Below are 23,027 nucleotides of genomic sequence, written 5' to 3'. Positions count from 1 at the left end.
TGATGGCGCCGCCGTCCACCCGGCGCTCGGGTCATTCGCGCCGGGCGCAATACACCAATTTCTTCGGCTACGTGCTGGCCTTCGGCGGCGCGCTGGTCGGCGTGGTGTTCCTGCTGTTCAGCCGGGTCGACAGCGGCACCGGGGCCGGCCTGCGGGGTGCCGCTGGCGACGTTGCCGCCCCCGCCGCCACGGCCGGCGCGGCCGCGCGCAGCGGCTCGCAGTCTTTTTTCGACGTCGTGGCCGGCTATTTCACCAAGGGCTCGGACGTCGCCCGCCTCAAGCGCGAAGTCGACCTGGCACGCGTGCGCCTGGCCGAAGCCGACGCCGTGCGCGAGGAGAACGGGCGCCTCAAGGCGGTGATGGGCCTTGCCGAAGGCGAGCCGCGCGCGGTTGCGGTGACGCGGTTGATCGGTTCCTCGGGCGGGTCGACGCGGCGGTTCGGAACGATCGGCGCTGGCAGCGGCCAGGGCGTCGGGGTGGGTATGCCGGTGCGCGCGCCTCTCGGCCTGGTCGGGCGGGTCCTGGAAGTCGGCAGCCACTCGGCACGGATCCTGCTCGTCACCGACCAGCAAAGCGTCGTGCCGGTGCGCCGTGCCCGTGACGGTATCCCCGCCTTCGCCACCGGGCGCGGCGACGGCACGATCCAGCTTCGCCTGATAAGCCTCGGGATCAACCCGCTCCACGTCGGCGACGCATTCGTCACGTCGGGCGCGGGCGGGCTCTATCATCCCGATATCGGCTTCGCGGTTGTCGTCCGGCTGCTTCCCGACGGCGCGATCGCTCGCCCGCTCGCCGACCCGGGCACAACCGAATTCGTCACTGTCGAGCCAATCTGGGAAGCGGCGACGCGCGGTAACGAGCTGCCCCCGCCCCCGGCAGACGGCAAGTGATGCGCGCACCGCTAGGCCTCGGGGCGAACCGCCGCTCGATCAATCGTGCGCCCTCGCCCGTGGTCGCGCTGACCATGCCCTGGATCATGGTGATTGTGGCCAGCACGTTGCCGCTGTGGCCGCTGTTTACCGAGGCGCCGCTGCTGCCGCCGCTTGGCTTCATGACGCTCGTCGCGTGGGCCCAGTACCGGCCGGGACTGTTCCCGGTCTGGGCAGGGCTGCCGTTGGGCTTGGTCGACGACCTGTACAGCGGCCAGCCGCTTGGCAGCGCGGTGCTGCTGTGGGGCTTGGCGATGATCGCCGTCGATTTTGCCGAAGCGCGGTTTCCGTGGCGCGGTTTCGTGCAGGACTGGGCGGGCGCGGCGATACTGATCGCGTTGTACCTCGTGCTGGCGGCGCTGATTGCCGGGACTGCGCCCTCGGCGCTGGCCTTGATCGCGCCGCAGGCGGTGATCGCGGCGCTGCTGTTTCCCCTCGTTGGCCGCGCTGTCGCGGTGGTCGACCGCTGGCGCCTGCTGCGGATCAAGGCGCTGTGAAGCGGCGCCGCGCCCGCCAGCCCAAGCTGACCAGTTCGGGGACGCTGCGGAACAGTTTCGAGCGGCGCACCGTCCTGCTCGCCGGGCTGCAGGGTTCGGTGGCGACGCTGCTGGCGGTGCGGATGGGCTGGATCGGCCTGGCGGAGAACGAGAAGTACAAGACGCTGTCGGAATCGAACCGCGTCAACCTGACGCTGATCCCGCCGCGGCGCGGCTGGGTGCTTGACCGGCACGGCGCGCCGCTGGCGTCGAACCGCGCCGACTTCCGGGTCGACATGATTCCCGAGCGGGTCGGCGACGTGGACGATACGATCGGCCGACTGGCGACCCTGCTCGCGCTCACTCCCGTCCAGCAGCAGGACCTGAAGGACAAGGTCGACAAGGCCCACGGGTTCGCGCCGGTAGAGGTCAAGGCCAAGCTCAGCGAGGAAGAGTACGCGGCCGTCAGCGTCCGCCTGCCCGAGTTGAAGGGCGTGGTCGCGCAGCGCGGGTTTTCACGCTTCTATCCCACCGGTCCGGCGGTCGGCCACCTGGTCGGCTATGTCGGCCCGGCCTCTGCCGACGAGTACGAGCGTGAGAAGAACCCGCTGCTGATCCTGCCCGGCTTTCGCATCGGCAAGGACGGCATGGAAAAGGCCTTCGACAAGGAACTGCGCGGCGTTCCCGGCGCCCGCCGTGCCGAAGTGACCGCAGGTGGGCGCATCGTGCGCGACCTCGACATGCGCGAAGACGTGCCCGGCGCTCCGATCAAGCTCACCATCGACGCCCCGTTGCAGGACTATGCGGCGCGGCGCATCGGCCTGGAATCTGCTGCCGTCACCGTGATCGACTGCGATACGGGCGAGATCCTGGCGATGACATCGATGCCCAGCTTCGATCCCAACTCGTTCGCCGACGGGATCGGCCGTATCGAGTGGAAGATGCTCAACGAGGACGATCACATCCCGCTCCTCAACAAGACGGTACGCGGTCTCTACCCGCCTGGTTCGACGATGAAACCGATGGCCACGCTGGCGCTGCAGTTGCACGGTATTTCACCGTCCGAGCGGGTCAGTTGCCCCGGCGGTTACCGCCTTGGCAGCCGGTTCTTCCGCTGCGACGCCGTTCACGGTTCGGTAGATATGCGCGGCGCGATCGAGCACAGCTGCAACACCTATTTCTGGTCGATGGCGCACCGCGTCGGCTATGAAACGATCGCCCCGGTCGCCAAGTTGCTGGGGCTGGGGCAGGAGTTCGATCTGCCCGGCACCAACCAGCGTTACGGCACGATCCCCGATCCCGAGTGGAAGATGCGGCGCTACAAACAGGAATGGAGCGCGGCGGATTCGCTCAATGCCTCGATCGGCCAGGGCTACGTCTCGGTCTCTCCCCTGCAGCTGGCGGTGATGACCGCGCGAATCGCCAGCGGCAAGAACCTCACGCCCCAGATCATGTTCGGCGCCAACCGCCCGCCCGGGCCCGATTTGCCGTTCACGCCCGAACAGCTTGCCGTCACGCACGAAGGGATGTTCCGCGTCGTCAACGGATCGGGCACCGGCGTTGGCAGCAAGCTTCAGGTTCCCGGCATCCAGATGGCCGGCAAGACCGGCACCGCGCAGGTCCGCGCGCTGACCAGCCGCGGCGCGGTGGGCGACTGGAAGAGCCGCGACCATTCGCTGTTCATCTGCTACGCCCCGGTCGACAAGCCCAAGTACGCGATGTCCGTCATCGTCGAGCATGGGACCTTCGGCGCGCGCGCGGCCGCACCGATCGCGCGCGACGTGATGACCTACCTCTTTGATCCCAAGCAGGCCTACGCGACCCTGCTGGAGATGGAAAAGACCTGGGGCGGCACGCCGAGCGAACGCATGGCCGCCAAGTACGCCGCGTTCTCGCGCGCTTACGGCACCTCCGCGCCCAAGGTCGGCAACGACGCCACGGTCAACGCGGCGATGACGAAGGCAACCAATAGCGAAGCGCCGATCGAGACCAACGATCTCAATTCCACGGCGGAACGCGGCGAGGCTGCCGCCGTCGGCGCGCCGGTGCCGACACCCTCGGCCGGCCCGGCGACGCCGGCACCAACCGCCACACCCACGCCCCCGGCCCAGCCTTGATGGCCCGCGCGCTTGTCCCCGAACCGATCGCCCGCCAGCCGTGGGGGGTGATCCTGCCGCTGGTTGCGCTCAACACCTTCGGCTCGGCGGTGCTCTACTCGGCTGCGGGCGGAAGCTTCAGCCCGTGGGCGACGATCCACATGATCCATTTCGCGGTCTTCCTGGCGATGGCGGTGATTATCGCCCGGATGCCGAAGGACCTGTTCAAGTTTGCCGCCTACCCGGTCTACGTCGGGATCGTCGTGCTGCTGGTGCTGGTCGAACTCCTCGGCAAAGTCGGCGGCGGCAGCCAGCGGTGGCTCAACCTGGGTTTCATGACCCTGCAGCCTTCGGAGCTGATGAAACCGGGTATCGTGCTGGTGTTGGCGCGCTTCTACGATGCGCTGCCGCCGGCGATGACGCAGTCGTGGCGCGGGCTGATCCCGGCCGGCGCCCTGGTGGGCGTACCGGCGCTTCTGGTGATGCTTCAGCCTGACCTCGGCACCGGCCTGGCGATCTGTTTCGGTGCCGGCATCGTCATCTTCCTGGCCGGGCTGCCGATGTGGTGGTTCATCGCTGCGGGCAGCGCCGCCGTCGTCGCCGCGCCGATCGCGTTCTTCACGTTGCTTCACGATTACCAGCGCAACCGCGTGCTGGTGTTCCTCGATCCCGAAAGCGATCCGCTGGGCACCGGCTATCACATTACCCAGTCGAAGATCGCGATCGGTTCGGGCGGACTGTTCGGCAAGGGGTTCGGCAACGGCAGCCAGAGCCACCTCGACTACCTGCCCGAGGCGCATACCGATTTCGTCTTTGCCACGATGGCGGAGGAATGGGGCCTGATGGGCGGCCTGTTCGTGCTGGCCATGTTCGCAATCGTGCTGCGCTGGGGCCTGCACGTTGCCCGCAATGCGCCTGACCGCTTTTCGAGCCTGATGGCCGCGGGCATGACCGCGACGATATTCTTCTACATGATGATCAACCTGATGATGGTCATGGGGTTGGCGCCGGTCGTAGGCATCCCGCTCCCGTTCATGAGCCACGGCGGCTCGGCGATCATGACCAACATGATCTGCATCGGCACGCTGATGGCGATCGATCGCTGGAACGCCCGCAGCCGCAGCCCACTGTCCTGAAAAAAGGCCGCGAAACCCCCTTCCCTCATCGTTCGATGCGGTTATAGGGAGCGCTCCCGATTCGGGGCGGCGCTTCCAGCGCCAGCGCGAAACGGTGTGGACGCATAGCTCAGTTGGTAGAGCAGCTGACTCTTAATCAGCGGGTCCTAGGTTCGAGCCCTAGTGCGTCCACCACTTCTTTCCATGCAAATCCGCCAGTTCCACCGGCCGCAAGGCCGCGCCGCCGGACCATTGCCGGGTCGGCGGGCCCTGCGCAGCGCCTACAGGCGCTCGACGATGGTCGCGTTGGCGATGCCGCCGCCTTCGCACATCGTCTGCAGGCCGTAACGGCCGCCGCGGGCGCGCAGGGCGTGGACGAGCGTCGCCATCAGCTTGGTGCCCGAGGCCCCGAGCGGATGGCCCAGCGCGATCGCGCCGCCGTTGACGTTCAGTTTTTCAGGGTCTGCGCGAAGCGCCTGCTGCCAGGCCATCGGCACCGAAGCGAACGCCTCGTTCACTTCGAACAAGTCGATGTCGGCAAGTGACAGGCCGGCGCGCTCAAGCACCTTGCGCGTGGCAGGAATGGGTTCCTCCAGCATGACGACCGGGTCGCCCGCGGTCACCGACAGCGCGACGACACGCGCGATCGGCGTCAGTCCGAAGCGCTTGAGCGCTGCCGCCCCGACGACGAGCACGCCCGAAGCGCCGTCGGTCATCTGGCTGGCGTTGCCCGCGGTGATCGTCCCGCCTTCCGCCAGCGGCTTCAAATCGGCCAGGCCTGCTGCCGACGCATCCATCCGCACGCCGTCGTCCTGATCGAAGACGCCGGAGGCAGTCTCGACCGGCACGATCTCGTCCCGGAATGCGCCCGAAGCAATCGCCGCGGCGGCCTTGCGGTGGCTGACAAGCGCGAAGGCGTCCATCGCCTCGCGCGTCAGGCCGTACTTGTCGGCGATTGCCTGGGCGCCGTGAAACTGGCTGAACTCGGCCACGCCGTAGCGGTTGCGGATGCTGTCCGGCCACGGCCCGACACCGATTCCGGCATCGCGATGCAGAGTGAAGTTGGATCCCATTGGCGCGCGCGTCATGCTTTCCGCACCCGCCGCGATGACGATGTCCTGCGTGCCGGACATTACCGCCTGCGCCGCGAAATGCAGAGCCTGCTGCGAGGAGCCGCACTGCCGGTCGATCGTCACCGCGGGCACGCTGTCAGGCAGGCGCGAGGCGAGGACGAGGTTGCGCCCGAAGGCAAAGCTCTGTTCGCCCGCCTGCGTGACGCAGCCCACGATCACGTCGTCCACCGCTGCCGCATCGATGCCGCTGCGATCCACCAGCGCGTTCAGGACGGCGGCGCCAAGATCGGCGGGGTGCACCGAGACGAGGCCGCCCTTGCGCGCCCGGCCACCAGCGGTGCGGACCGCTTCCACGATGTATGCTTCGCCCATCAATTGCCTCCTGAATTTGTCGTCATCGCGGCCCGGCCCGCGCGCACTCGGCTGCAAGATGCCGTCATTCGCTGCCGATCGATGCCAGCAGCGCCTGCGCGCGCGACAAGTGCGGCCGATCGAGCATGGCACCTCCGAAGCCGATCGTACCCGCGCCCGGGCTTGCCGCGAACAGGTCGACGACTTCCCGCGCCTGGGCAATCTCTTCCGCGGTGGGCTCAAAGGCCGCGTTGATGATGTCGACCTGCGCCGGGTGAATGGCCAGCATCCCGCGGTAGCCATCGCGGCGGACTTTCTCGGCTCGCGCCTTCAGCCCTGCGGAATCGCGAAAATCGGCCTGGATCGTCTCGATCGCTGCTACCCCCGCGCTCGCTGCGCCGAGCAGGCAGAGGCTGCGGGCGAGTTCGTAAGTGAACGCGTAGCTACCGTCCACCTCGCGGTTGCTGCTGGCGCCGATCGAATCGGCAAGGTCTTCGGCCCCCCATGTTAGCGCGATCACGCGCGGTGCATCCTTGTAGTCGCCGGTGGTAAACATCGCGGCGGCGGTCTCGGTGATGAGGACGATCAGCTTGGTCGACCCGGATTCGATCCCGTGCGCGGCCTCGAAGGCGGAGAGGTAGTTGTCGGCGGTCTCGACATCGGCGCGGCCCGAGACTTTGGGCAGCATGATCCCGCCCGGCCGCGCCGGCATCACGGCGGCCAGGTCCGCCAGCGCGTGCGGCCCGTCGAGCGGGTTGATCCGCACCCACAAGCGACGCCGGCCCTCGCCCTGGCGCGCCAGCATGTCATGAACGAGCCGGCGCGCGGCGGGCTTGCCTTCGGGCGCGACAGCGTCCTCAAGGTCGAAGAGGACGACGTCGGCGTTGCCGCCGGCCGCCTTCTCCATCTTCTTCTCGCTGTCGCCCGGTGCGAACAGCCATGAGCGCATCCGCAGCGGCGCAAGGTGTTTATCAGCCATGCCCTTTGGCTAGCCGCGATCCGGCTTTTGGGCAATTGCACCAGCGCCGCAGGGAAAGTGCTTCAACGCAGGTAGTAGCACCGGTAGCGAAACTATGTGGCTCAAGCGGACAATCCCCGATACCAGCGCCGAAAGTCTGGCGCTGGACGGATGGGCCGCGCTGGTGCCGCACGGGAACGAACGATGACGCGAACCTTGACCCATCTCGACCGGCTCGAGGCCGAGAGCATTCATATCCTTCGCGAGGTCGTGGCCGAGGCAGAGCGGCCGGTCATGCTCTATTCGGTCGGCAAGGACAGCGCAGTCATGCTGCACCTGGCGAAGAAGGCCTTCTACCCGGCGCCTCCGCCTTTCCCGTTGCTTCACGTCGACACGACCTGGAAGTTTCGCGCCATGTACGACCTGCGCGACAAGGCCGCGGCCGACGCCGGCATGGAACTGCTGGTCTATCAGAACCCTGAGGCCAGGGAACGGGGGATCAACCCGTTCGATCACGGCGCGCTGCATACCGACATGTGGAAGACCGAGGGGCTGAAGCAGGCGCTCGACAAGTACGGCTTTGACGTCGCCTTTGGCGGGGCGCGCCGCGACGAGGAAAAGAGCCGCGCCAAGGAGCGCGTATTCTCGTTCCGCAACGCCCGCCACGGCTGGGACCCGAAGAACCAGCGGCCCGAACTGTGGAACATTTACAACGCCCGCAAGGCCAAGGGCGAGAGCATCCGCGTCTTCCCGATCAGTAACTGGACCGAACTGGACGTCTGGCAATACATCCAGCTCAACGACATCGCGATCGTGCCGCTCTATTTCGGCGCCCCGCGCCCGACTGTCGAACGGGACGGCATGCTGCTGATGGTCGACGACGACCGCTTCCCCCTGGCGCCGGGCGAGGTCCCGGTCGAGCGTTCGATCCGTTTCCGCACGCTCGGCTGCTATCCGCTGACCGGCGCGGTCGAAAGCACGGCGGCGACGCTGAGCGAAGTGATCCAGGAAACGCTGCTGACGACAACGTCGGAGCGCCAGGGCCGTGCCATCGACAAGGACGCGGGCGGCGCCGGCATGGAAAAGAAGAAGCAGGAAGGGTACTTCTGATGCGCGCCGAAGACAGCGAGCCCGTCTACGTCAGCGACGCCCTGATCGCCGAGGACATCGACGCCTACCTTGAAACGCACCAGCACAAGACGCTGCTGCGCTTCATCACCTGCGGCAGCGTGGACGACGGCAAGTCGACGCTGATCGGGCGGCTGCTCTACGATTCCAAGATGATCTTCGAAGACCAGCTCGAGGCGCTCGCCGCCGACAGCAAGCGGGTCGGCACGCAGGGTCAGGACATCGATTTCGCCCTGCTGGTCGATGGGCTTGCCGCCGAGCGCGAACAGGGCATCACCATCGACGTCGCCTACCGCTTCTTCTCCACGGAAAAGCGCAAGTTCATCGTCGCCGATTGTCCGGGGCACGAACAGTACACCCGCAACATGGTGACCGGCGCCAGCACCGCGGACCTCGCCGTGATCCTGGTCGACGCGCGCAAGGGCGTGCTGACGCAGACGCGCCGCCACAGCTACCTAGCCCACTTGCTGGGCATTCGCCACATCGTCCTGGCGGTGAACAAGATGGACCTGGTCGGCTACGACCAGGCCACTTTCGATGCAATCGTGGCCGATTACCGAGCTTTTGCCGACAGCATCGGCATCGCGGCCTTCACCGCGATCCCGATCTCGGGCTTCAGGGGCGATAACATCACCGGGCCGAGCCAACGCACGCCGTGGTACGACGGCCCCAGCCTGATCGCACATCTCGAGGCGGTCGACCTCGACACCGCGCGCGACGCCGCGCGCCCGTTCCGTATGCCGGTCCAGTGGGTCAATCGCCCCAACCTCGACTTCCGCGGCTTTGCCGGACTGATTGCGTCGGGACGGGTGCGCCCGGGCGACGCGATACGGGTGCTGCCGTCGGGAAAAAGCAGCACCGTGGCTCGCATCGTCACGCTCGACGGCGACCTTGAACAGGCGGTCGCAGGCCAATCGGTAACGCTGACCTTTGCCGATGAGATCGATTGTTCGCGCGGCGACGTCGTTGCGCGGGCGGACGCCCCGCCCCAATCCGCCGACCAGTTCGAAGCTACGCTGGTCTGGCTCGACGAAGCGCCGCTTCAGGTCGGCCGCGCCTATTGGCTCAAGCTTGGCACGCAAACCGTTTCCGCGGTCGTGCGCGAACCCAAGTACGCGGTCAACGTCAACACGATGGAACACGTCGCCGCCAAGACGCTGGACCTCAATGCCATCGGCGTTGCCGAGGTATCGAGCGACCGTGCGATCGTGTTCGAGCCTTACGCGGACAATCGCACGCTGGGCGGTTTCATCCTCATCGACAAGATGACCAACGCCACGGTCGCGGCGGGGATGCTCAACTTCAGCCTTCGCCGCGCTCAGAACGTCCATTGGCAGCCTACCGATATCGATCGCGAGGAGCATGCCCGCCTCAAGAACCAGAAACCGCGCGTGCTGTGGTTCACGGGGCTGTCGGGTGCGGGCAAGTCGACCATAGCCAACGAGGTCGAGAAGCTGCTCAACCTGATGAACCGGCATACGTTCCTGCTCGACGGCGACAACGTTCGTCACGGGCTCAACAAGGACCTGGGCTTCACCGACGCCGACCGGATCGAGAACATCCGCCGCGTGGGCGAAGTCGCCAAGCTGATGGCGGATGCAGGGCTGATCGTGCTGACCGCGTTCATCTCGCCGTTCCGGGCCGAACGGCAGCTGGTGCGCGACATGCTGCCCGAAGGCGAGTTCATCGAGATCTTCGTCGACACCCCGCTCGGCGTGGCCGAGCAGCGCGATGTCAAGGGCCTCTACCGCAAGGCGCGATCCGGCGAGCTCAAGAATTTCACCGGGATCGACAGTCCGTACGAGGCGCCCGAAGCCCCCGAGATCGCGGTCAACACCGTCGATATGACGGCTGCCGAGGCAGCCGAATTCATCGTCCGCCGGATCATGCCACTCAAATGATCGGGCCCGCGGACATGAGTGACGTCGCCCTGGCGGCGCACCTGGCGCAGACCGCCGGCAAGCTGCTGTTGACGGTACGCGGCTCGGGCGTGTTCTCGCGAAAGGCGCTGGGCAAGGCCGGCGACCAGATCGCCAACCAGTTCCTGGTCCATGCGCTGCGCGAGATGCGGCCGGACGACGGCCTGCTGTCCGAGGAAATGCAATGCGACGGCAGCCGCATGGCGCAATCGCGCGTGTGGATCGTCGACCCGCTCGACGGAACGCGCGAGTACAGCGAAGGTCGGCCCGACTGGGCGGTCCACGTCGCGCTGGCTATCGATGGCGCGGCGTGTGTGGGCGCGGTGGCGCTGCCCGAGCTGGGTCTGACGCTCGATTCACAAACGTCGCTCCGACCGGTCGCATCGGGCGGCGCCTTGCGTATGCTGGTCAGCCGCACGCGGCCTGCCCCCCAGGCCGTCGCGGTGGCCGAAGCGATGGGGGCGGAGCTGGTGGCGATGGGCTCGGCAGGCGCCAAGGCGATGGCGGTGGTGCGCGGAGAGGCCGAGATCTATCTCCACACCGGCGGCCAGTATGAGTGGGACAATTGTGCCCCTGCCGCCGTCGCGCAAGCCGCCGGGCTGCACGTCAGCCGCGCGGACGGATCGCCGCTGTCCTACAACAACGCCGATCCCTATCTTCCCGACCTGCTCATATGCCGTCCCGAACTGGCCGAGACGGTCCTGCGCCACTACAATTCGCTTGCCGCATAAGCAGCCCGACCGGCAGCTTGCGCGCGACTGCGCGTGTGATAGGCGACGGTGATGGCCGGCACCCCATTTCGCGACCTTTTCCGCGAGCAGGAGTGGACTTACGCTCCGCACGAAACGCCGATGCTGCCCGGTTCGCCCGGATCGCCGGCGCACCCGCGTCGTCTGAAAATCGCGTATGGCCTGATCGGCGTTTTGCTGGCCATGACCGGCGGGTTCGGCAACGCGCTGATCACCGCCAACACCTCGACCCTGCAGGGGGCGCTCGGGCTCGACCCGGTGCAGATCGCCTGGCTGCCGACGATCTACGTGATGACAAACGTGTCGATCAACCTTTTGCTGATCAAGTTTCGCCAGCAGTTCGGCCTGAGGCCGTTCGCGATGATCTTCCTTGGCATCTACGTGGTGCTGACGTTCGCGCACCTGTTCGTGCTCGATTTTCGCTCGGTGCTGCTGGTCCGTGCGGTCGGCGGGATGGCGGGCGCGGCGCTGAGCAGCCTGGGCCTCTATTACCTGATGCAGGCGCTGAAGGCGGAGTGGCGGCTGAAGGCGCTGGTGATCGGGATCGGCCTGCCGCAATGCGCGACGCCGCTTGCACGGCTGTTCTCGCCCGAACTGCTGGCGATGTCGCAGTGGCGCACGCTCTACTTGTTTGAGCTGGGCCTGGCGATGATGTCGCTGGCGGCCGTGACCTGGCTGCGGCTCCCGCCGGCCACCCGCCAGAAGGCGTTCGAGCCGCTCGATTTCCTGACCTTCCTGCTCTTCGCCGGATCGATGGGGCTGTTCGCGGCGGTGCTCGGGCTGGGCCGTATCGTCTGGTGGACGCAGGCCGAATGGATCGCCTGGGCGCTGGTCGCGGCGATCCCGATGTTCGGCGCCGCGCTCGCGATCGAGCATAACCGGGCCAACCCGCTTATCAACACGCGCTGGCTGGCAAGTGCGGACATCCTGCGCTTCGCCGTCGTCACCATCATGGCGCGCGTCGTCCTGTCGGAGCAGAACGTCGCCGCCGTAGGATTGCTGACGGTGCTGGGCCAGAACAACGACCAGTTGTTCACGTTTTTCGTGGTCATCTTCGCGGCATCGCTGGCGGGCGTGCTCGCCAGCGCCGCCACGATCAATCCCACCAAGCTGAGCCAGCCGGTCATGCTCGCGATCGGGCTGGTGGCCATAGCCGCCTTTTTCGATTCCCATTCGACCAGCCTGACCCGCGCACCGCAGCTTTACTGGACGCAGGCCCTGATCGCCTTTGCGGCAACGTTCTTCCTCGGACCGGCGCTGCTGTTCGGAATGTCGCGCGCGCTCCAGCAGGGCACCGGGCACGTGATCAGTTTCATCGCCCTGTTCGGCATCATCAACTCGATCGGCGGACTTGGCGGGTCGGCGCTTCTGGGCACCTACCAGGTCGTGCGCGAGAAGGCGATTAGCAGCGAACTGGTGCAGTCGATCCATCCGACTGACCCGATCGTGCAGCAGCGTATCCAGGCGGGCGGCGGCGCATTGGCCAGGACCGTCAGCGACCCGGCTTTGCGCCAGGCGGAAGGCGGCGCGCTGCTGTCGCAATCGGTGACGCGCGAGGCCAATGTCCTGGCCTATGACGACGTGTTCCGCCTGATCGCTCTGCTGGCGGCCTTGACCTTTGCCTACCTGCTGTTTCTTTTCGCGCGTCGCATCCATCGCGAGCGGCGCGCCCTGCTCGCCACTCAGACCGGGACCAACACCCCATGACCGATGCCGCCACCCCCGTCGCCAGCACGCCCGTAACGGATGAGCGCGCAGCGCAGCAACAGGCCGGCGCCGCCCCGCCCGCCTCGGGGTGGAGCCCGCCGACCAACAGCGCGTCGGTCGTCGCGGCGATCTTCGCCGTGGCTGCTCTGGGCGTGCTCGCCGTCCTGGCGGCCTGGAAACTCCCGCCCTTCACCACGTCGATCGAGGCGACCGACAATGCTTACGTGCGCGGCCGCACCACGGTCATCAGCCCGCAGGTTTCCGGGTATGTCACGCAAGTGCTCGTGCGCGATTTCCAGGACGTCACGGCCGGCCAGCCGCTGGTGCGGATCGACGACCGGATCTACCGCCAGCGCGTCGCCCAGTCGCAGGCGCAAGTCGCCGGGCAGGAGGCCACGCTTGCCAACAGCGCGCAGGCGCGTGCCAGCCGGTCGGCGGCGCTCGCCGCGCAGGACGCCGCGGTTGCCAATGCCGAAGCGCAGTTGCAGCGCGCGCGTGCCGATATGGCCCGCGTGAACGACCTTATCACCGACGGCTCGGTGTCGCTGCGCGAACGCGACCAGACCCGCGCCGCGCTGCGCCAGGCCGAGGCCGGCGTACTTCAGGCCCGCGCCGCGCGCGAGATCGCACGCCAGGACATCCGCACGGTCGAAGTCGGCCGCGGCGGCCAGCAGGCGGCAGTCTCCGGCGCCGAGGCGGCGATGCGGCTGAGCCAGATCGACTTGTCCAACACCGTCATCCGCGCGCCCGAAGCCGGGCGTCTGAGCGAAGTCGGCGTCCGCAACGGCCAGTACGTGACCGCCGGCACCCAGCTGATGTTCCTGGTTCCGCCCGAAACCTGGGTGATCGCCAACTTCAAGGAAGCCCAGACCGCGCGAATCCGTGTCGGCCAATCCGCCACTTTCACCGTCGACGGGCTCGGCAACGCGCGGCTCAAGGGGCATGTCGAACAGGTCTCTCCCGCCGCGGGAAGCGAGTTCGCGGTGCTCAAGGCCGACAACGCCACCGGCAATTTCATCAAGGTGCCGCAGCGCATCGCCGTGCGCATCCGCATCGATCCCGGCCAGGCGCTGGCGGCCCGGTTGCGCCCCGGTATGTCGGTCCAGGCGCGGATCGACACCAGCACCGCGGGATCTGCCAAGTGAGTGCTCGGCCGGGCACAGCAGTCCTTGCATTGGCGGCGGCGCTTGCAGGTTGCGCCGGACCGCGAGCCGATGCCCCGATTGCAGCGGCGGTCGCACCCCCTCCCGGATGGCGCACGGCGCTGGGCCCGGGCGAACCGATCCAGGCCGACTGGTGGTCTGCATTCGGCGATCCGCAGCTGACCGCCCTCGTCGAGCGCGCTCTGACGAGCAACACCGACATCGCGATTGCCGCCGCGCGCGTAGAGGAAGCGCGCAGCCAGCTCGATCTTGCCCGCGCGCAGCTGGCACCGCAGATCGGTGGGACGGTGCCGGTCAGCGGCGGGCGTTCGCTGTCGCCGTTCGGCACGGCCTCGACCGCTATCGGAGCGCAGCCGGGCGTCCAGGCCAGCTACGATCTCGACTTGTTCGGGCGCCTCAAGGCGGCCAGCAGCGCGGCACGCGCGCAGCTGCTGTCGAGCGAGGGCGCGCGCGACACGGTGCGCCTGGGCGTGGCCGCAGCAGCCGCTACCGGCTACATCACGCTGCGCGGGCTGGACGCGCGATTGCTGGTGGTGAACGCAACGCTGGCCGCACGCACCGAGGGGTTGCGCATCGCCCGCCGCCGTGCCGAGACGGGCTATACCTCGGCGCTGGAGCTGCACCAGGCGGAGGCCGAATACCACGCCACCCAGCAGCTCGTCCCGCAGGTCCAGCTCGCCATCGCGCGGGCCGAGAACGCGCTCTCGCTGCTCGAAGGGCAGGCCCCGGGCGCGGTGCCCCGCGGGCTGCGGCTCGACCAGTTGCAGACTCCGCGGGTACCGGACGGACTTCCGGCCGACCTTTTGCGGCGGCGGCCCGACCTTTTCCAGGCCGAACAGGCGCTGGTCGCCGCAGATCGCAGCCTCGATTCCGCGCGTGCCGCCTTCCTGCCCGACCTGACGCTGACTGGAACCGCGGGCTTGGTGCTGTCGAGCGCGCTGTCGAACCCGGTCGGCATCTTCGCGCTTGGCGGAAGCTTGCTTGCGCCGCTGTTCAGCGGCGGCCGGCTCGAGGCGCAGCAAGGCGCTGCCGTGGCCCGCCGCGACCAGGCCGCATTCGCCTACCGAAAGGTCGCGCTGACCGCGTTTCGCGAGGTCGACGACAGCCTGGCGGGCGTCGCCGGCAGCGCCGAGCAATACCGCGACCTGGCCGGCCAGCGCGACGCCCTGGCCGCCGCGCTCAACAACGCGCGCAACCGCTACCGTGCCGGCTATACCTCGTACATCGAGCAACTCGACGCACAACGCGGCCTGCTGGGCGCCGAACTTGCGTTGATCCAGGCGCGCGCCGACCGGCTCAACGCCTACGTCGCGCTATACCAGGCGATGGGCGGCGGCTGGGACCCAGCGGCAGTCGCGGCCAGCCGCCGGCCCTAGCGCCGGGTCAGCGGTCGTCGGGACGCCACAGCCACGCCAGCATCTCTGGCAGGCGGCGGTTCCAGTAAATCTCGTCGTGCTCGGCGCCCGGGTATGTCCTGGCGGTGAAGTCGCGGCCTTCCCGCCATCCGAGTTCCGACAGGTCCTGCGCGATCGCGTCCTGCCAGGGCCCGTAATAGGCGTCGAGCTTGGCGGTGCCATGATCGAGCCATAGGCGCCGTCCCCGCGGGGCACCGAGGTCGCGCGCCAGCCATTCGCGCCAGCTCGCCATGATTTCGGGACGGTGGCGGTCGGCCAGGTCGGGATCGGCGACCGGCCAGTGTGCGCTGACGCAGCCGGCGCGGCCGAATACGTCGGGACGAGCGATGGCGGCGTAGCAGGCCATGACCCCGCCCATGCTTGAGCCGATGACCGTGGTGTCGCGCGGACCGCGGCGCGTGCTGAACGCGCGGTCGACCCGCGGCTTGAGCTGGTCGGTCACCCAGGCAAGTTCGCGTTCCGAGGCGACCGGGCCGCCCGCCATGCGCGCAACATCAGCCGCGACCTCTCCGCGGGCCGCATCGGCGGCGGGTTGCGGCAAGTAAAGCCGATAGCGGTCCAGGCCGTCTGGCGACCAGATGCCGACCACGATATGCGGCTCTGCCGCGCCCTTCGCGACCATGTCGGTCAGCACCCGATCGACCATCCACGCCTTACCGTAGTGCGTCTTGGCGGGGTCGAACAGGTTCTGCCCGTCCCACATGTAAAGGACCGGGTAGCGGTGCGAAGCCGTGTAGCCGGGAGGAAGCCAGATGGTGACGTGATGCTCGGGCAGATCGGCGGCGGCGAGGTGTTCCCATTCGATCGTCTGCGCCGCGCGCGGAGCGGCAGGCACGGTCGTGCAAGCGGCGGTCAATGCCAGCGCGAGCGCTGCTGCGAACCGGCGCGCTTTCACTTTGCCGGCACCAGGGCCACCGCGTAGCCGCCGGCCGCCGCCATCGGGATCGCCAGCGTGTCGCGGCTGGTCAGCTTGCGCGTCTCGATGACGATGCGGTGCTTCGCTGACTGGTCGCCCAGTCCGTCCGCGCCGTCGCCGTCCCGCCAGATCGTCGCTGTATATGAGCGTCCCTTGTCGAGGAAATCGAGCGCGACCGAGGGCGCACGCGGCTTGTCGTCGGTTACGCCGCCGATGTACCAGGCGGCGGATTTGCGGTCTTTACGCGCGATCACCGCGTATTCGCCGATGCTGGCATCGAGCATCAGGCTTTCCGCCCAATCGGCCGGGACCTGTTCGATGAAGGCCAGTTCACGCGGGTACTTGGCAAGGTTGGCAGGCAGGTCTGCCGCCATCTGGATCGGCGAGTAGATCGCAATGTAATAGGCGAGCTGGCGCGCCAGGGTCGACGGGATCGGCGTACCACCCCGCCCTTCGAGCGACAGGACGCCCGGCGTGTAGTCCATCGGGCCAGACAGCAGGCGCGTGAAAATCAGCGTCGGGACGTGGCTCGGCGGGTTCTTGGGCACGCCCCAGGCATCGTACTCGGCCCCGCGGGCCCCTTCGCGCGAGACCCAGTTGGGATAAGTGCGCCGAAGGCCCGTGTCCTTGACCGGCTCGTGCGGGTTGACCGCGATGTGATGCTTTGCGGCGACTTCCACCACGTGCATGTGGTGCTGCACCTGCCGCTGGCCATCATGCCATTCGAGCACCTCCTTGCCGCAAGGATCGGCGATGTCGGCATTGCACGAGATGATCCCGCCGGCATCGGCGACATTGCCGCCCTTGACCACGTGAACGCCCATCTTTTCGTAGAGCGCCATCGCGGGCTCGAGCTGGGCTTCGTAATTGGCGGTGTTACCGCCGGTCTCGTGGTGGCCGATCAGCTGGACGCCCTTCCGGCGCGCATATGCGCTGACCGCGGCCAGATCGAAATCGGGATAGGCCTGGGTGAAGCTGAAGTCGCGGCCGTTGCCGAACCAGTTGCCGTCCCAGCCCTTGTTCCACCCTTCCACAAGCACGCCGCCGAAGTGATGCTGCGCGGCGAAATCGATGTAGGCCTTGGTATTGGCGGTGGTCGCGCCGTGTTTGGGTCCGCTGGCCCAGCTGGAATTTTCCAGGTGCATTTCCCACCACACGCCGATGTACTTCATCGGCTTGAACCAGCTGACGTCGCCCAGCTTGTTGGGCTCGTTGAGATTGAGTTCGATATTGCTTTCGAACAGGCCCTTCGGCGCGTCGGCAATCAGGACTGTGCGCCACGGGGTATCGAAGGCGCCGCTGCGCACGACCTTGGCTCCACGCGAGGACGGTGCCAGCAGCGTCCGGAAACGAAGGCCATCGACCCGCTTGATCCACATGCTGGAGTAATCGACCAGCGCGGCCTCGTGAAACGACAGGTAGGTGCCGCCCGCGGTACGCATCGTCACCGGGGTGTGCACCGTGCTCAGCGATGAGATCGGGGTCCTGGAATAGATATACTCGTAGCGGTTCCAGTCGCCCGCCGGGATCGACCAGGCCTCGCCGTCCTGCGAAAGGTTGAATTCGGTCAGTTCCTCGGCGATGCGCGCGGTCGGCAGGCCGGCCTGTTGCGGGAATTCGTAGCGAAAGCCGATACCGTCATCGAAGACGCGCATCCGCACGGTGACGGTGCGCCGAGCAGCGCCATCCTGGCGGAACGTGACCGCAAGTTCGTTATGGCGATCGGCGATGAAGCGCCGCTCGCCCCAGGGTTGTTCCCACCGGGTGTCGGCCTTGTCGGTCGTCGTGCCGACCACCTTGAAGCCGCGCCGCATGGGGTCGGCGTCGGTAAAGGTGAAGCCCAGCGCGGACTTGACGATCAGCGGCTTGCCGTCGCGCACAACCTCGTAAAACGCCACCCCTTCCCCGTCAGCGTCCAGCGTCACCGCGGTGCGCCCATCTGGCGAGGTGACGGTCGCCGCCTGCGCCGGTGCGGCCAGGAACATTGCCGCAATCAGGACCGGCATCAGGCGGAAAACGTTCATGTCAGGATCACCAGCGCAGCAAAGGGAGGAAGGACTTCGGTCGATGCGCCGTTGACGGATGCCAGCAGCGTGCCCGAAGCGACGTCCGCACCCAGCGACACGATACCGCTTCCCAGGTTGGCGATGAGGCGGACCCGCTCGCCGTCGCCCTCACGGTCGAGCACAAGCAGGTCGCCGTCGGCGCGGCAGCCGCGCACCGCACCGTGGTGCAGCGCCGGGTGTGCCTTGCGCAGCGCCAGGACGCCGCGCGTGTGATTGAGAAGGGAATTCGGATCGGCTGCCTGGATATCGGCTGCCCTGGCCGCGTTCTCGGGGCCAACCGGCAACCACGGCGCACCGGAGCCAAATCCGGCGTCGGCGGCCGCGCCGTCCCACGGCATCGGCGTGCGGGCGCCGTCGCGGCTCAGTGTCAGCGGCCAGTTGGCGATCGCCTCGGGATCGTGGAGCTGGTCGAACGGAATCTCGACTTGCGTCAGCCCGAGTTCCTCGCCCTGGTAAATGATGGCATTGCCGCGCAGCGCCATCAGCAGCAGGATCTTCAGGCGGGCGAACGCCGGGCGATCGGCCTCGGCGCACCAGCGGCTCAGCGCGCGGGGCGCGTCGTGGTTTTCGAATGCCCAGCTCGGCCAGCCCGTTCCGGCCCGGTCCGGCCATTCCGCCAGCGCCGCGCAGACGAGCCCCGGCGTCAGCCGTTCGGCGTAAAGGAAATTGAACCCGTAAGCCGAATTGAGGTGGCTTTCACCGGCGGTAAAGGCCTTCATCTCACGCTCGGCTTCGTCTCCGCCGACTTCGGCGACGGTGAAGATGCCTTCGTACGTGTCGGTCAGCGCGCGGATTCGCTCGATGAAAGCGGGAATGTCGGGATGCGACTGGTTGTGAACGCGCAGCTGGAAGTCGAACGGGCGCGTGCGCGCCCGATCGGTCGCGGGTGCGGGCGGATTATCGCGCAGCCCCGGATCGTGCATCGCGAAGTTGAGTGCGTCGATGCGAAATCCATCGACGCCGCGGTCCAGCCAGAACCGCATCACGTCCAGCACCGCATCCTGCACCGCCGGGTTATGGAGGTTGAGCTGTGGCTGGCTGGAAAGAAAATTGTGCAGGTAATACTGCCCCCGCCGGGCGTCCCACGTCCACGCCGGGCCGCCGAATACGGACTGCCAGTTAGACGGGGGCGAACCGTCGGGCTTGGCATCGGCCCAGACGTACCAGTCGCTGTGCGCGCCCGACTTTGCTGCGCGGCTTGCAGCGAACCATGGGTGTTCGTCGGAGGTATGCGAATAGACCTGGTCGATCAGCACCTTGAGCCCAAGCTCATGGGCCCGCGCCACCAGGGCGTCGAAATCGGCAAGCGTCCCGAAGATCGGATCGACATCGCAATAGTCCGCAACGTCGTACCCGAAGTCTTTCATTGGGCTGGTGAAGAACGGGCTGATCCAGATCGCGTCGACGCCAAGATCGGCGACGTGATCGAGCCGGCTGGCGATACCCGGCAAGTCGCCGATCCCGTCGCCGTTGGAGTCCATGAAACTGCGCGGGTAGATCTGGTAGATCGTCGCCCCCTTCCACCACGGGCGCGGCGCGGTGGACGCTTGAGTGGTAGCTATGCTCTCGGGCCGGTTCATGGCGCCTTGCTACTCACGCGGCAGACAGCCCAGCCGAAAGCCGGCAGCTCGAAATGCGCCGATCCGGGCGCGGCGACCTGCGCGGGACAAGTGCCCGACAGCGTTTCGAACGCGCGCCCGTCGTAGCCGACGACCACGTTGGCACTGTGGGCGGTGGCGGCGGTATTGAAGGCCAGGACGATTTCAGCCCCGCTCGCGGGATCGAAGCGGCTGACCGCGAAAACACCGGGCCCCTGCTCGTAATGGCGCACGACCTGGCGCCCGTGCATCAGCGCGGGGTGCGCGCGCCGGACCGCAGAAAGCTCGGAAATCAGGCGGAAGAGCGGGTGGTTTTCGTCGAAGTTGTCGCTGGCAGTGGTGGCGGCGGTGCCGATCAGTTGCGAAGCGTTGTAGGCTGCGACCTTGCTGGGCATCATGTCCTCGCGCGCCAACTGGTCGCCGCCGGTGCCGACGAAGCCCTGCTCGTCGCCGTAGTAGATCACCGGTGCGCCGCGCAGCGTCATCAGCATCGCGTGGCCCAGCATTACGCGCTTGAGAAGTTCGTCCGGCGAAATCCCGGGCATGTCCGCCTTCAGGAGCATCGCGAAACGGCCCATGTCGTGGTTGCCTAGGAACGTCGGCAGGTTGAGCGCCGCGGCTTCGCCGCCCTCGTAAAGGACATCGCCGGCATAGAGCTCATTGAGCACCACGGTGCCCTTCCCGCGTCCCAGCACCTCGCGCATCGCAGACTGGAATGCGAAGTCGAGCACCGCCGGCAAGTGGTCGCGGCGGGTGTACTGGGCGATGTAGCCGTTGTCGGGCACGTCCTTGAAGACTTCACCGAACATCGTGAAGTTGGGGATGCCGCGGGCATGGGCAGTGTCCAGGATCGCGGGCACGAAAGCCTGCCAGAAACCGGGATCGACGTGGCGCGCGGTATCGATGCGGTAGCCGTCGATGCCGTAACGCTTGATCCAGTCGGCATAGATGGCGACCATGCCCTGGCGCACGCGCGGGTTCTCGGTGAACAGGTCGTCAAGACCGGAGAAATCACCGAACCGGCTGTCCTCGCCGGTAAAGGTCGAGTTGCCCCGGTTGTGATAATAGTCCGGGTCGTTCAGCCAGGCGGGGACCTTTACGTGCTCCTCGCCCTTGGGAACGTAGGGGGTGTAGGCGTAGTCGGGGTTCGTCAGGCGCGCGAAGTTTGCCTCGCTGCTGTCCTCATCGCCCTTGAAGCCGGCATTGATCGCAGGCCCGCTTGTCCCGCCCTGGCGGGAGTAGGGATAGTCGCCGCGGCTGCGATAGGCATAGTTCGCCGCGTCGCCCTCGCGGTAGCGGATGACGTCGGCGGTGTGGTTGGTGATGATGTCCATGTAGACTTTCATCCCCATGCCATGCGCGGCAGCGACAAAGGCTCGGAATTCGTCCGCGGTGCCGAAGTGCGGATCGGGCCGGGTGAAGTCGGTGATCCAGTAGCCGTGATAGCCGGCGCTCTCATCGCCCTTGGGCCCCTGCACGGCCTTGTTCTTGAATATCGGCGCGACCCAGATCGCGGTGATTCCCAGCTTCTGCAGGTAGGGGAGCTTTTCAGACAGGCCCTTGAGGTCGCCGCCGTGGTAGAAGCCCTTGGCGGCGGGGTCGAAGCCCGACTGCAGGCGATCGCCCTTGATGCCGCCGCGATCGTTCTTCGGATCGCCGTTCTCGAACCGATCGGGAAGGACGAAATAGACCACCTCGTCGCTCGGCGCGCGGGCGCGGAAGCTGTCGGCCGAAGGTGCCGCCGCGTCCTGCGCAATGGCAGGCGTGACAAGCGACAACGCCAGGACGGCGGCCAGGGTCAATTTGATCATGTGCTTCCCACTGCTTCGCCTGTCGCCCGGGCGACGAAGTCGCGATGCCTGGGCATGGCCTCCGCCCGAACGCGGTTGGCCCGCGCCAGACTGTCCAGGAACGGGCCGATGTCGTCCCCCGGCACCGCATCGGCGAGCGGCGAATGACCGCGCGGCACAAGGCCCTGCCCGATCATCACCTGCCCCCAGCTATCGTCGAGAAACAGTTCGTCCTCCTCGCGCACGAACAAGCCGGCTTCGGCGAACAGCGCGATCTTATCGGCCAGCGTCGCTGGCAGTTCCATCGTCCGGCAATAGTCCCAGAACGGTTCGCCCACCCGTTCGTTAAGGACATAGTGCAGCACGATGAAGTCGCGCACGCGTTCCCATTCCGTCGCCGACAGGCGATTGAACAGCGCCCGCGCCGGGGCCACTTCGGCCAGATTGCCCGGCAGCACGTTGAGCAGCCGCGCCATGCCTGACTGGACAAGGTGGATCGAGGTCGATTCCAGCGGCTCCATGAACCCGGCGGCCAGGCCAAGCGCCACGACATTGTGCGACCAGAATTCGCGCCGGTGCCCTGTGGCAAATCGCAGCGGACGCGGATCGGCGAGCGGCTTGCCCTCGAGGTTGGCCAGAAGGAGCTCGGCCGCCTTGCGCTCGTCCATGAAGGCCGAGCAGAAGACGTGGCCGTTGCCGGTGCGATGCTGCAGCGGGATGCGCCATTGCCAACCGGCCGGGCGCGCGGTCGACTGGGTGAACGGGCGCATCGCGTCGGTATTCTCGCAGGGGACGGCCAGCGCCGTATCGCAGGGCAGCCAGTGGCTCCAGTCGACGAAAGGAACATCAAGTTCCTGGCCCAGCAGCAGGCTGCGAAAACCCGTGCAGTCGATGAAAAGGTCGCCGCCGATGCGGCGTTCGCCGTCGAGGGCCAAGGCGGCGATATTGCCACTGGCGCCGTCGCGCTCGATCCCGGCGATCTGGCCCTCCACCCGGGTGACGCCGCGTTCTTCCGCATAGGCACGCAGCATACGGGCGAACAGCGACGCGTCGAAATGATAGGCATAAGCCATTTCGGGCGCATTGCCCGGACCGGCACCGAGGGCAAACCGGCCGGACCGGGCGGCGGCAACGTTGGCGCTGTAGAGCCCGAAATCGCCCGCAACGCCCAGTTCGCGCCCGCGCAGCCACAGCTGGCGAAACGGGATCAGGCCGACGCCGCGGCCGACTTGTCCGAAACTGTGGATGTAGCTTTCGCCGGCGCGGCGCCAGTCGACAAATTCCACGCCCAGCTTGAAGGTGGCGTTGGTGGCGCACAGGAATTCGCGCTGATCGATGCCAAGCCCGATCAGCAGGTTGTGAATTTGCGGGATCGTTGCCTCGCCCACGCCGACCGTTCCGATGGCATCGGATTCGATCAGGGTGATGGCAGCGCGCGGTCCCAGGAAACGGGCCAGGGTCGCGGCTGCGATCCAGCCGGCCGAGCCGCCTCCGGCGACGACGATCGATAGTTTTGCGGGTTCGCTCATGGGATCAGGTCCATGGCCTGCCGGGTCCGACCGGGCAATCCGGCCGGAC

The 23,027-nt window shown here is 67.2% G+C and carries 17 protein-coding genes and 1 tRNA gene; 11 read left to right on the top strand and 7 right to left on the bottom strand.

What is annotated here, in order from left to right; translation table 11 throughout:
* The first annotated feature begins 2 nt into the window (after nt 1-2).
* The 5 genes from mreC (at nt 3) to ACOYW6_RS03310 (ending at nt 4,811) form a co-directional block, all read left to right on the top strand.
* The gene (gene mreC, locus ACOYW6_RS03330; RefSeq protein ID WP_423142401.1) at nt 3-890 is read left to right on the top strand and encodes a rod shape-determining protein MreC; all 888 of its coding nucleotides are present in this window, start codon (nt 3-5) and stop codon (nt 888-890) included.
* Complete coding sequence (gene mreD, locus ACOYW6_RS03325; protein ID WP_423142400.1) at nt 890-1,426, top strand: rod shape-determining protein MreD; 537 nt, start codon at nt 890-892, stop codon at nt 1,424-1,426. Before mreC ends, mreD begins: the two co-directional genes overlap by 1 nt.
* Entirely contained in the window at nt 1,423-3,522 is a 2,100-nt protein-coding gene (gene mrdA / locus ACOYW6_RS03320; protein WP_423142399.1) for a penicillin-binding protein 2, read from the top strand. Before mreD ends, mrdA begins: the two co-directional genes overlap by 4 nt.
* Nucleotides 3,522-4,637 carry a rod shape-determining protein RodA gene (gene rodA / locus ACOYW6_RS03315; RefSeq protein ID WP_423142398.1) on the top strand — a complete coding sequence of 372 codons (1,116 nt, stop codon included), beginning with the start codon at nt 3,522-3,524 and terminating at the stop codon, nt 4,635-4,637. The genes mrdA and rodA overlap by 1 nt, the downstream gene beginning before the upstream one ends.
* A 98-nt stretch (nt 4,638-4,735) precedes the next feature.
* Nucleotides 4,736-4,811: transfer RNA gene (locus ACOYW6_RS03310), tRNA-Lys, on the top strand.
* Nucleotides 4,812-4,897: 86 nt separating this feature from the next.
* Here ACOYW6_RS03310 and ACOYW6_RS03305 read toward each other — a convergent pair.
* Together ACOYW6_RS03305 and ACOYW6_RS03300 are read right to left on the bottom strand one after the other, a co-directional pair.
* Nucleotides 4,898-6,061, bottom strand: a complete 1,164-nt coding sequence (locus ACOYW6_RS03305; protein ID WP_423142397.1) for an acetyl-CoA C-acetyltransferase — start codon at nt 6,059-6,061, stop codon at nt 4,898-4,900.
* A gap of 64 nt (nt 6,062-6,125) precedes the next feature.
* Nucleotides 6,126-7,019, bottom strand: a complete 894-nt coding sequence (locus ACOYW6_RS03300; protein ID WP_423142396.1) for an HpcH/HpaI aldolase/citrate lyase family protein — start codon at nt 7,017-7,019, stop codon at nt 6,126-6,128.
* Nucleotides 7,020-7,202: 183 nt separating this feature from the next.
* Here ACOYW6_RS03300 and cysD point away from each other — a divergent pair, with 183 nt between their 5' ends.
* The 6 genes from cysD to ACOYW6_RS03270 are packed head-to-tail and all read left to right on the top strand — an operon-like array spanning nt 7,203 to nt 15,040.
* Nucleotides 7,203-8,108, top strand: coding sequence for a sulfate adenylyltransferase subunit CysD (cysD, locus tag ACOYW6_RS03295; protein ID WP_423142395.1), 906 nt, complete (start codon nt 7,203-7,205; stop codon nt 8,106-8,108).
* Nucleotides 8,108-10,027 carry a sulfate adenylyltransferase subunit CysN gene (gene cysN / locus ACOYW6_RS03290; RefSeq protein ID WP_423142394.1) on the top strand — a complete coding sequence of 640 codons (1,920 nt, stop codon included), beginning with the start codon at nt 8,108-8,110 and terminating at the stop codon, nt 10,025-10,027. The genes cysD and cysN overlap by 1 nt, the downstream gene beginning before the upstream one ends.
* A gap of 14 nt (nt 10,028-10,041) precedes the next feature.
* Nucleotides 10,042-10,776, top strand: coding sequence for a 3'(2'),5'-bisphosphate nucleotidase CysQ (locus ACOYW6_RS03285; RefSeq protein WP_423142393.1), 735 nt, complete (start codon nt 10,042-10,044; stop codon nt 10,774-10,776).
* Between the two features lie 51 nt (nt 10,777-10,827).
* On the top strand, nt 10,828-12,501 hold the full coding sequence (locus ACOYW6_RS03280) for an MFS transporter (protein WP_423142392.1): 1,674 nt from the start codon (nt 10,828-10,830) through the stop codon (nt 12,499-12,501).
* A complete protein-coding gene (locus ACOYW6_RS03275; protein ID WP_423142391.1) occupies nt 12,498-13,646 on the top strand; it encodes an HlyD family secretion protein in 1,149 nt (382 codons plus the stop codon). The genes ACOYW6_RS03280 and ACOYW6_RS03275 overlap by 4 nt, the downstream gene beginning before the upstream one ends.
* The gene (locus ACOYW6_RS03270; RefSeq protein ID WP_423142390.1) at nt 13,643-15,040 is read left to right on the top strand and encodes an efflux transporter outer membrane subunit; all 1,398 of its coding nucleotides are present in this window, start codon (nt 13,643-13,645) and stop codon (nt 15,038-15,040) included. The genes ACOYW6_RS03275 and ACOYW6_RS03270 overlap by 4 nt, the downstream gene beginning before the upstream one ends.
* Before the next feature lie 7 nt (nt 15,041-15,047).
* Here the strand turns inward: ACOYW6_RS03270 and ACOYW6_RS03265 are convergent, their stop codons facing one another.
* Genes ACOYW6_RS03265 through ACOYW6_RS03245 form a run of 5 tightly spaced genes read right to left on the bottom strand, consistent with a single transcriptional unit; the run spans nt 15,048 to nt 22,978 of the window.
* Nucleotides 15,048-15,914, bottom strand: a complete 867-nt coding sequence (locus tag ACOYW6_RS03265) for an alpha/beta hydrolase (RefSeq protein WP_423142389.1) — start codon at nt 15,912-15,914, stop codon at nt 15,048-15,050.
* Nucleotides 15,915-15,970: 56 nt separating this feature from the next.
* Nucleotides 15,971-18,019: a glycoside hydrolase family 97 protein gene (locus tag ACOYW6_RS03260; protein ID WP_423142388.1), complete on the bottom strand. Its 2,049-nt coding sequence runs from the start codon at nt 18,017-18,019 to the stop codon at nt 15,971-15,973.
* Complete coding sequence (locus tag ACOYW6_RS03255) at nt 18,016-19,641, bottom strand: alpha-amylase family glycosyl hydrolase (protein ID WP_423142387.1); 1,626 nt, start codon at nt 19,639-19,641, stop codon at nt 18,016-18,018. Before ACOYW6_RS03255 ends, ACOYW6_RS03260 begins: the two co-directional genes overlap by 4 nt.
* On the bottom strand, nt 19,638-21,470 hold the full coding sequence (locus ACOYW6_RS03250) for an alpha-amylase family glycosyl hydrolase (RefSeq protein ID WP_423142386.1): 1,833 nt from the start codon (nt 21,468-21,470) through the stop codon (nt 19,638-19,640). The genes ACOYW6_RS03255 and ACOYW6_RS03250 overlap by 4 nt, the downstream gene beginning before the upstream one ends.
* Nucleotides 21,467-22,978: a tryptophan halogenase family protein gene (locus ACOYW6_RS03245; RefSeq protein ID WP_423142385.1), complete on the bottom strand. Its 1,512-nt coding sequence runs from the start codon at nt 22,976-22,978 to the stop codon at nt 21,467-21,469. Before ACOYW6_RS03245 ends, ACOYW6_RS03250 begins: the two co-directional genes overlap by 4 nt.
* Nucleotides 22,979-23,027: the final 49 nt, after the last annotated feature.

Origin of the sequence: Parablastomonas sp. CN1-191, assembly GCF_049354825.1 — a bacterium.
Classification (GTDB): domain Bacteria; phylum Pseudomonadota; class Alphaproteobacteria; order Sphingomonadales; family Sphingomonadaceae; genus Novosphingobium.
This window is presented reverse-complemented; position numbering and strand designations above follow the sequence as displayed.

Coding starts and splice junctions, on each gene's coding strand:
- ACOYW6_RS03305 (WP_423142397.1), bottom strand. CDS start 6,061: ATGGGCGAAGCATACATCGTGGAAGCGGTCCGCACCGCTGGTGGCCGG.
- ACOYW6_RS03250 (WP_423142386.1), bottom strand. CDS start 21,470: ATGATCAAATTGACCCTGGCCGCCGTCCTGGCGTTGTCGCTTGTCACG.
- rodA (WP_423142398.1), top strand. CDS start 3,522: ATGGCCCGCGCGCTTGTCCCCGAACCGATCGCCCGCCAGCCGTGGGGG.
- ACOYW6_RS03300 (WP_423142396.1), bottom strand. CDS start 7,019: ATGGCTGATAAACACCTTGCGCCGCTGCGGATGCGCTCATGGCTGTTC.
- ACOYW6_RS03260 (WP_423142388.1), bottom strand. CDS start 18,019: ATGAACGTTTTCCGCCTGATGCCGGTCCTGATTGCGGCAATGTTCCTG.
- ACOYW6_RS03285 (WP_423142393.1), top strand. CDS start 10,042: ATGAGTGACGTCGCCCTGGCGGCGCACCTGGCGCAGACCGCCGGCAAG.
- cysD (WP_423142395.1), top strand. CDS start 7,203: ATGACGCGAACCTTGACCCATCTCGACCGGCTCGAGGCCGAGAGCATT.
- mreD (WP_423142400.1), top strand. CDS start 890: ATGCGCGCACCGCTAGGCCTCGGGGCGAACCGCCGCTCGATCAATCGT.
- mreC (WP_423142401.1), top strand. CDS start 3: ATGGCGCCGCCGTCCACCCGGCGCTCGGGTCATTCGCGCCGGGCGCAA.
- ACOYW6_RS03280 (WP_423142392.1), top strand. CDS start 10,828: ATGGCCGGCACCCCATTTCGCGACCTTTTCCGCGAGCAGGAGTGGACT.
- ACOYW6_RS03245 (WP_423142385.1), bottom strand. CDS start 22,978: ATGAGCGAACCCGCAAAACTATCGATCGTCGTCGCCGGAGGCGGCTCG.
- ACOYW6_RS03275 (WP_423142391.1), top strand. CDS start 12,498: ATGACCGATGCCGCCACCCCCGTCGCCAGCACGCCCGTAACGGATGAG.
- ACOYW6_RS03255 (WP_423142387.1), bottom strand. CDS start 19,641: ATGAACCGGCCCGAGAGCATAGCTACCACTCAAGCGTCCACCGCGCCG.
- cysN (WP_423142394.1), top strand. CDS start 8,108: ATGCGCGCCGAAGACAGCGAGCCCGTCTACGTCAGCGACGCCCTGATC.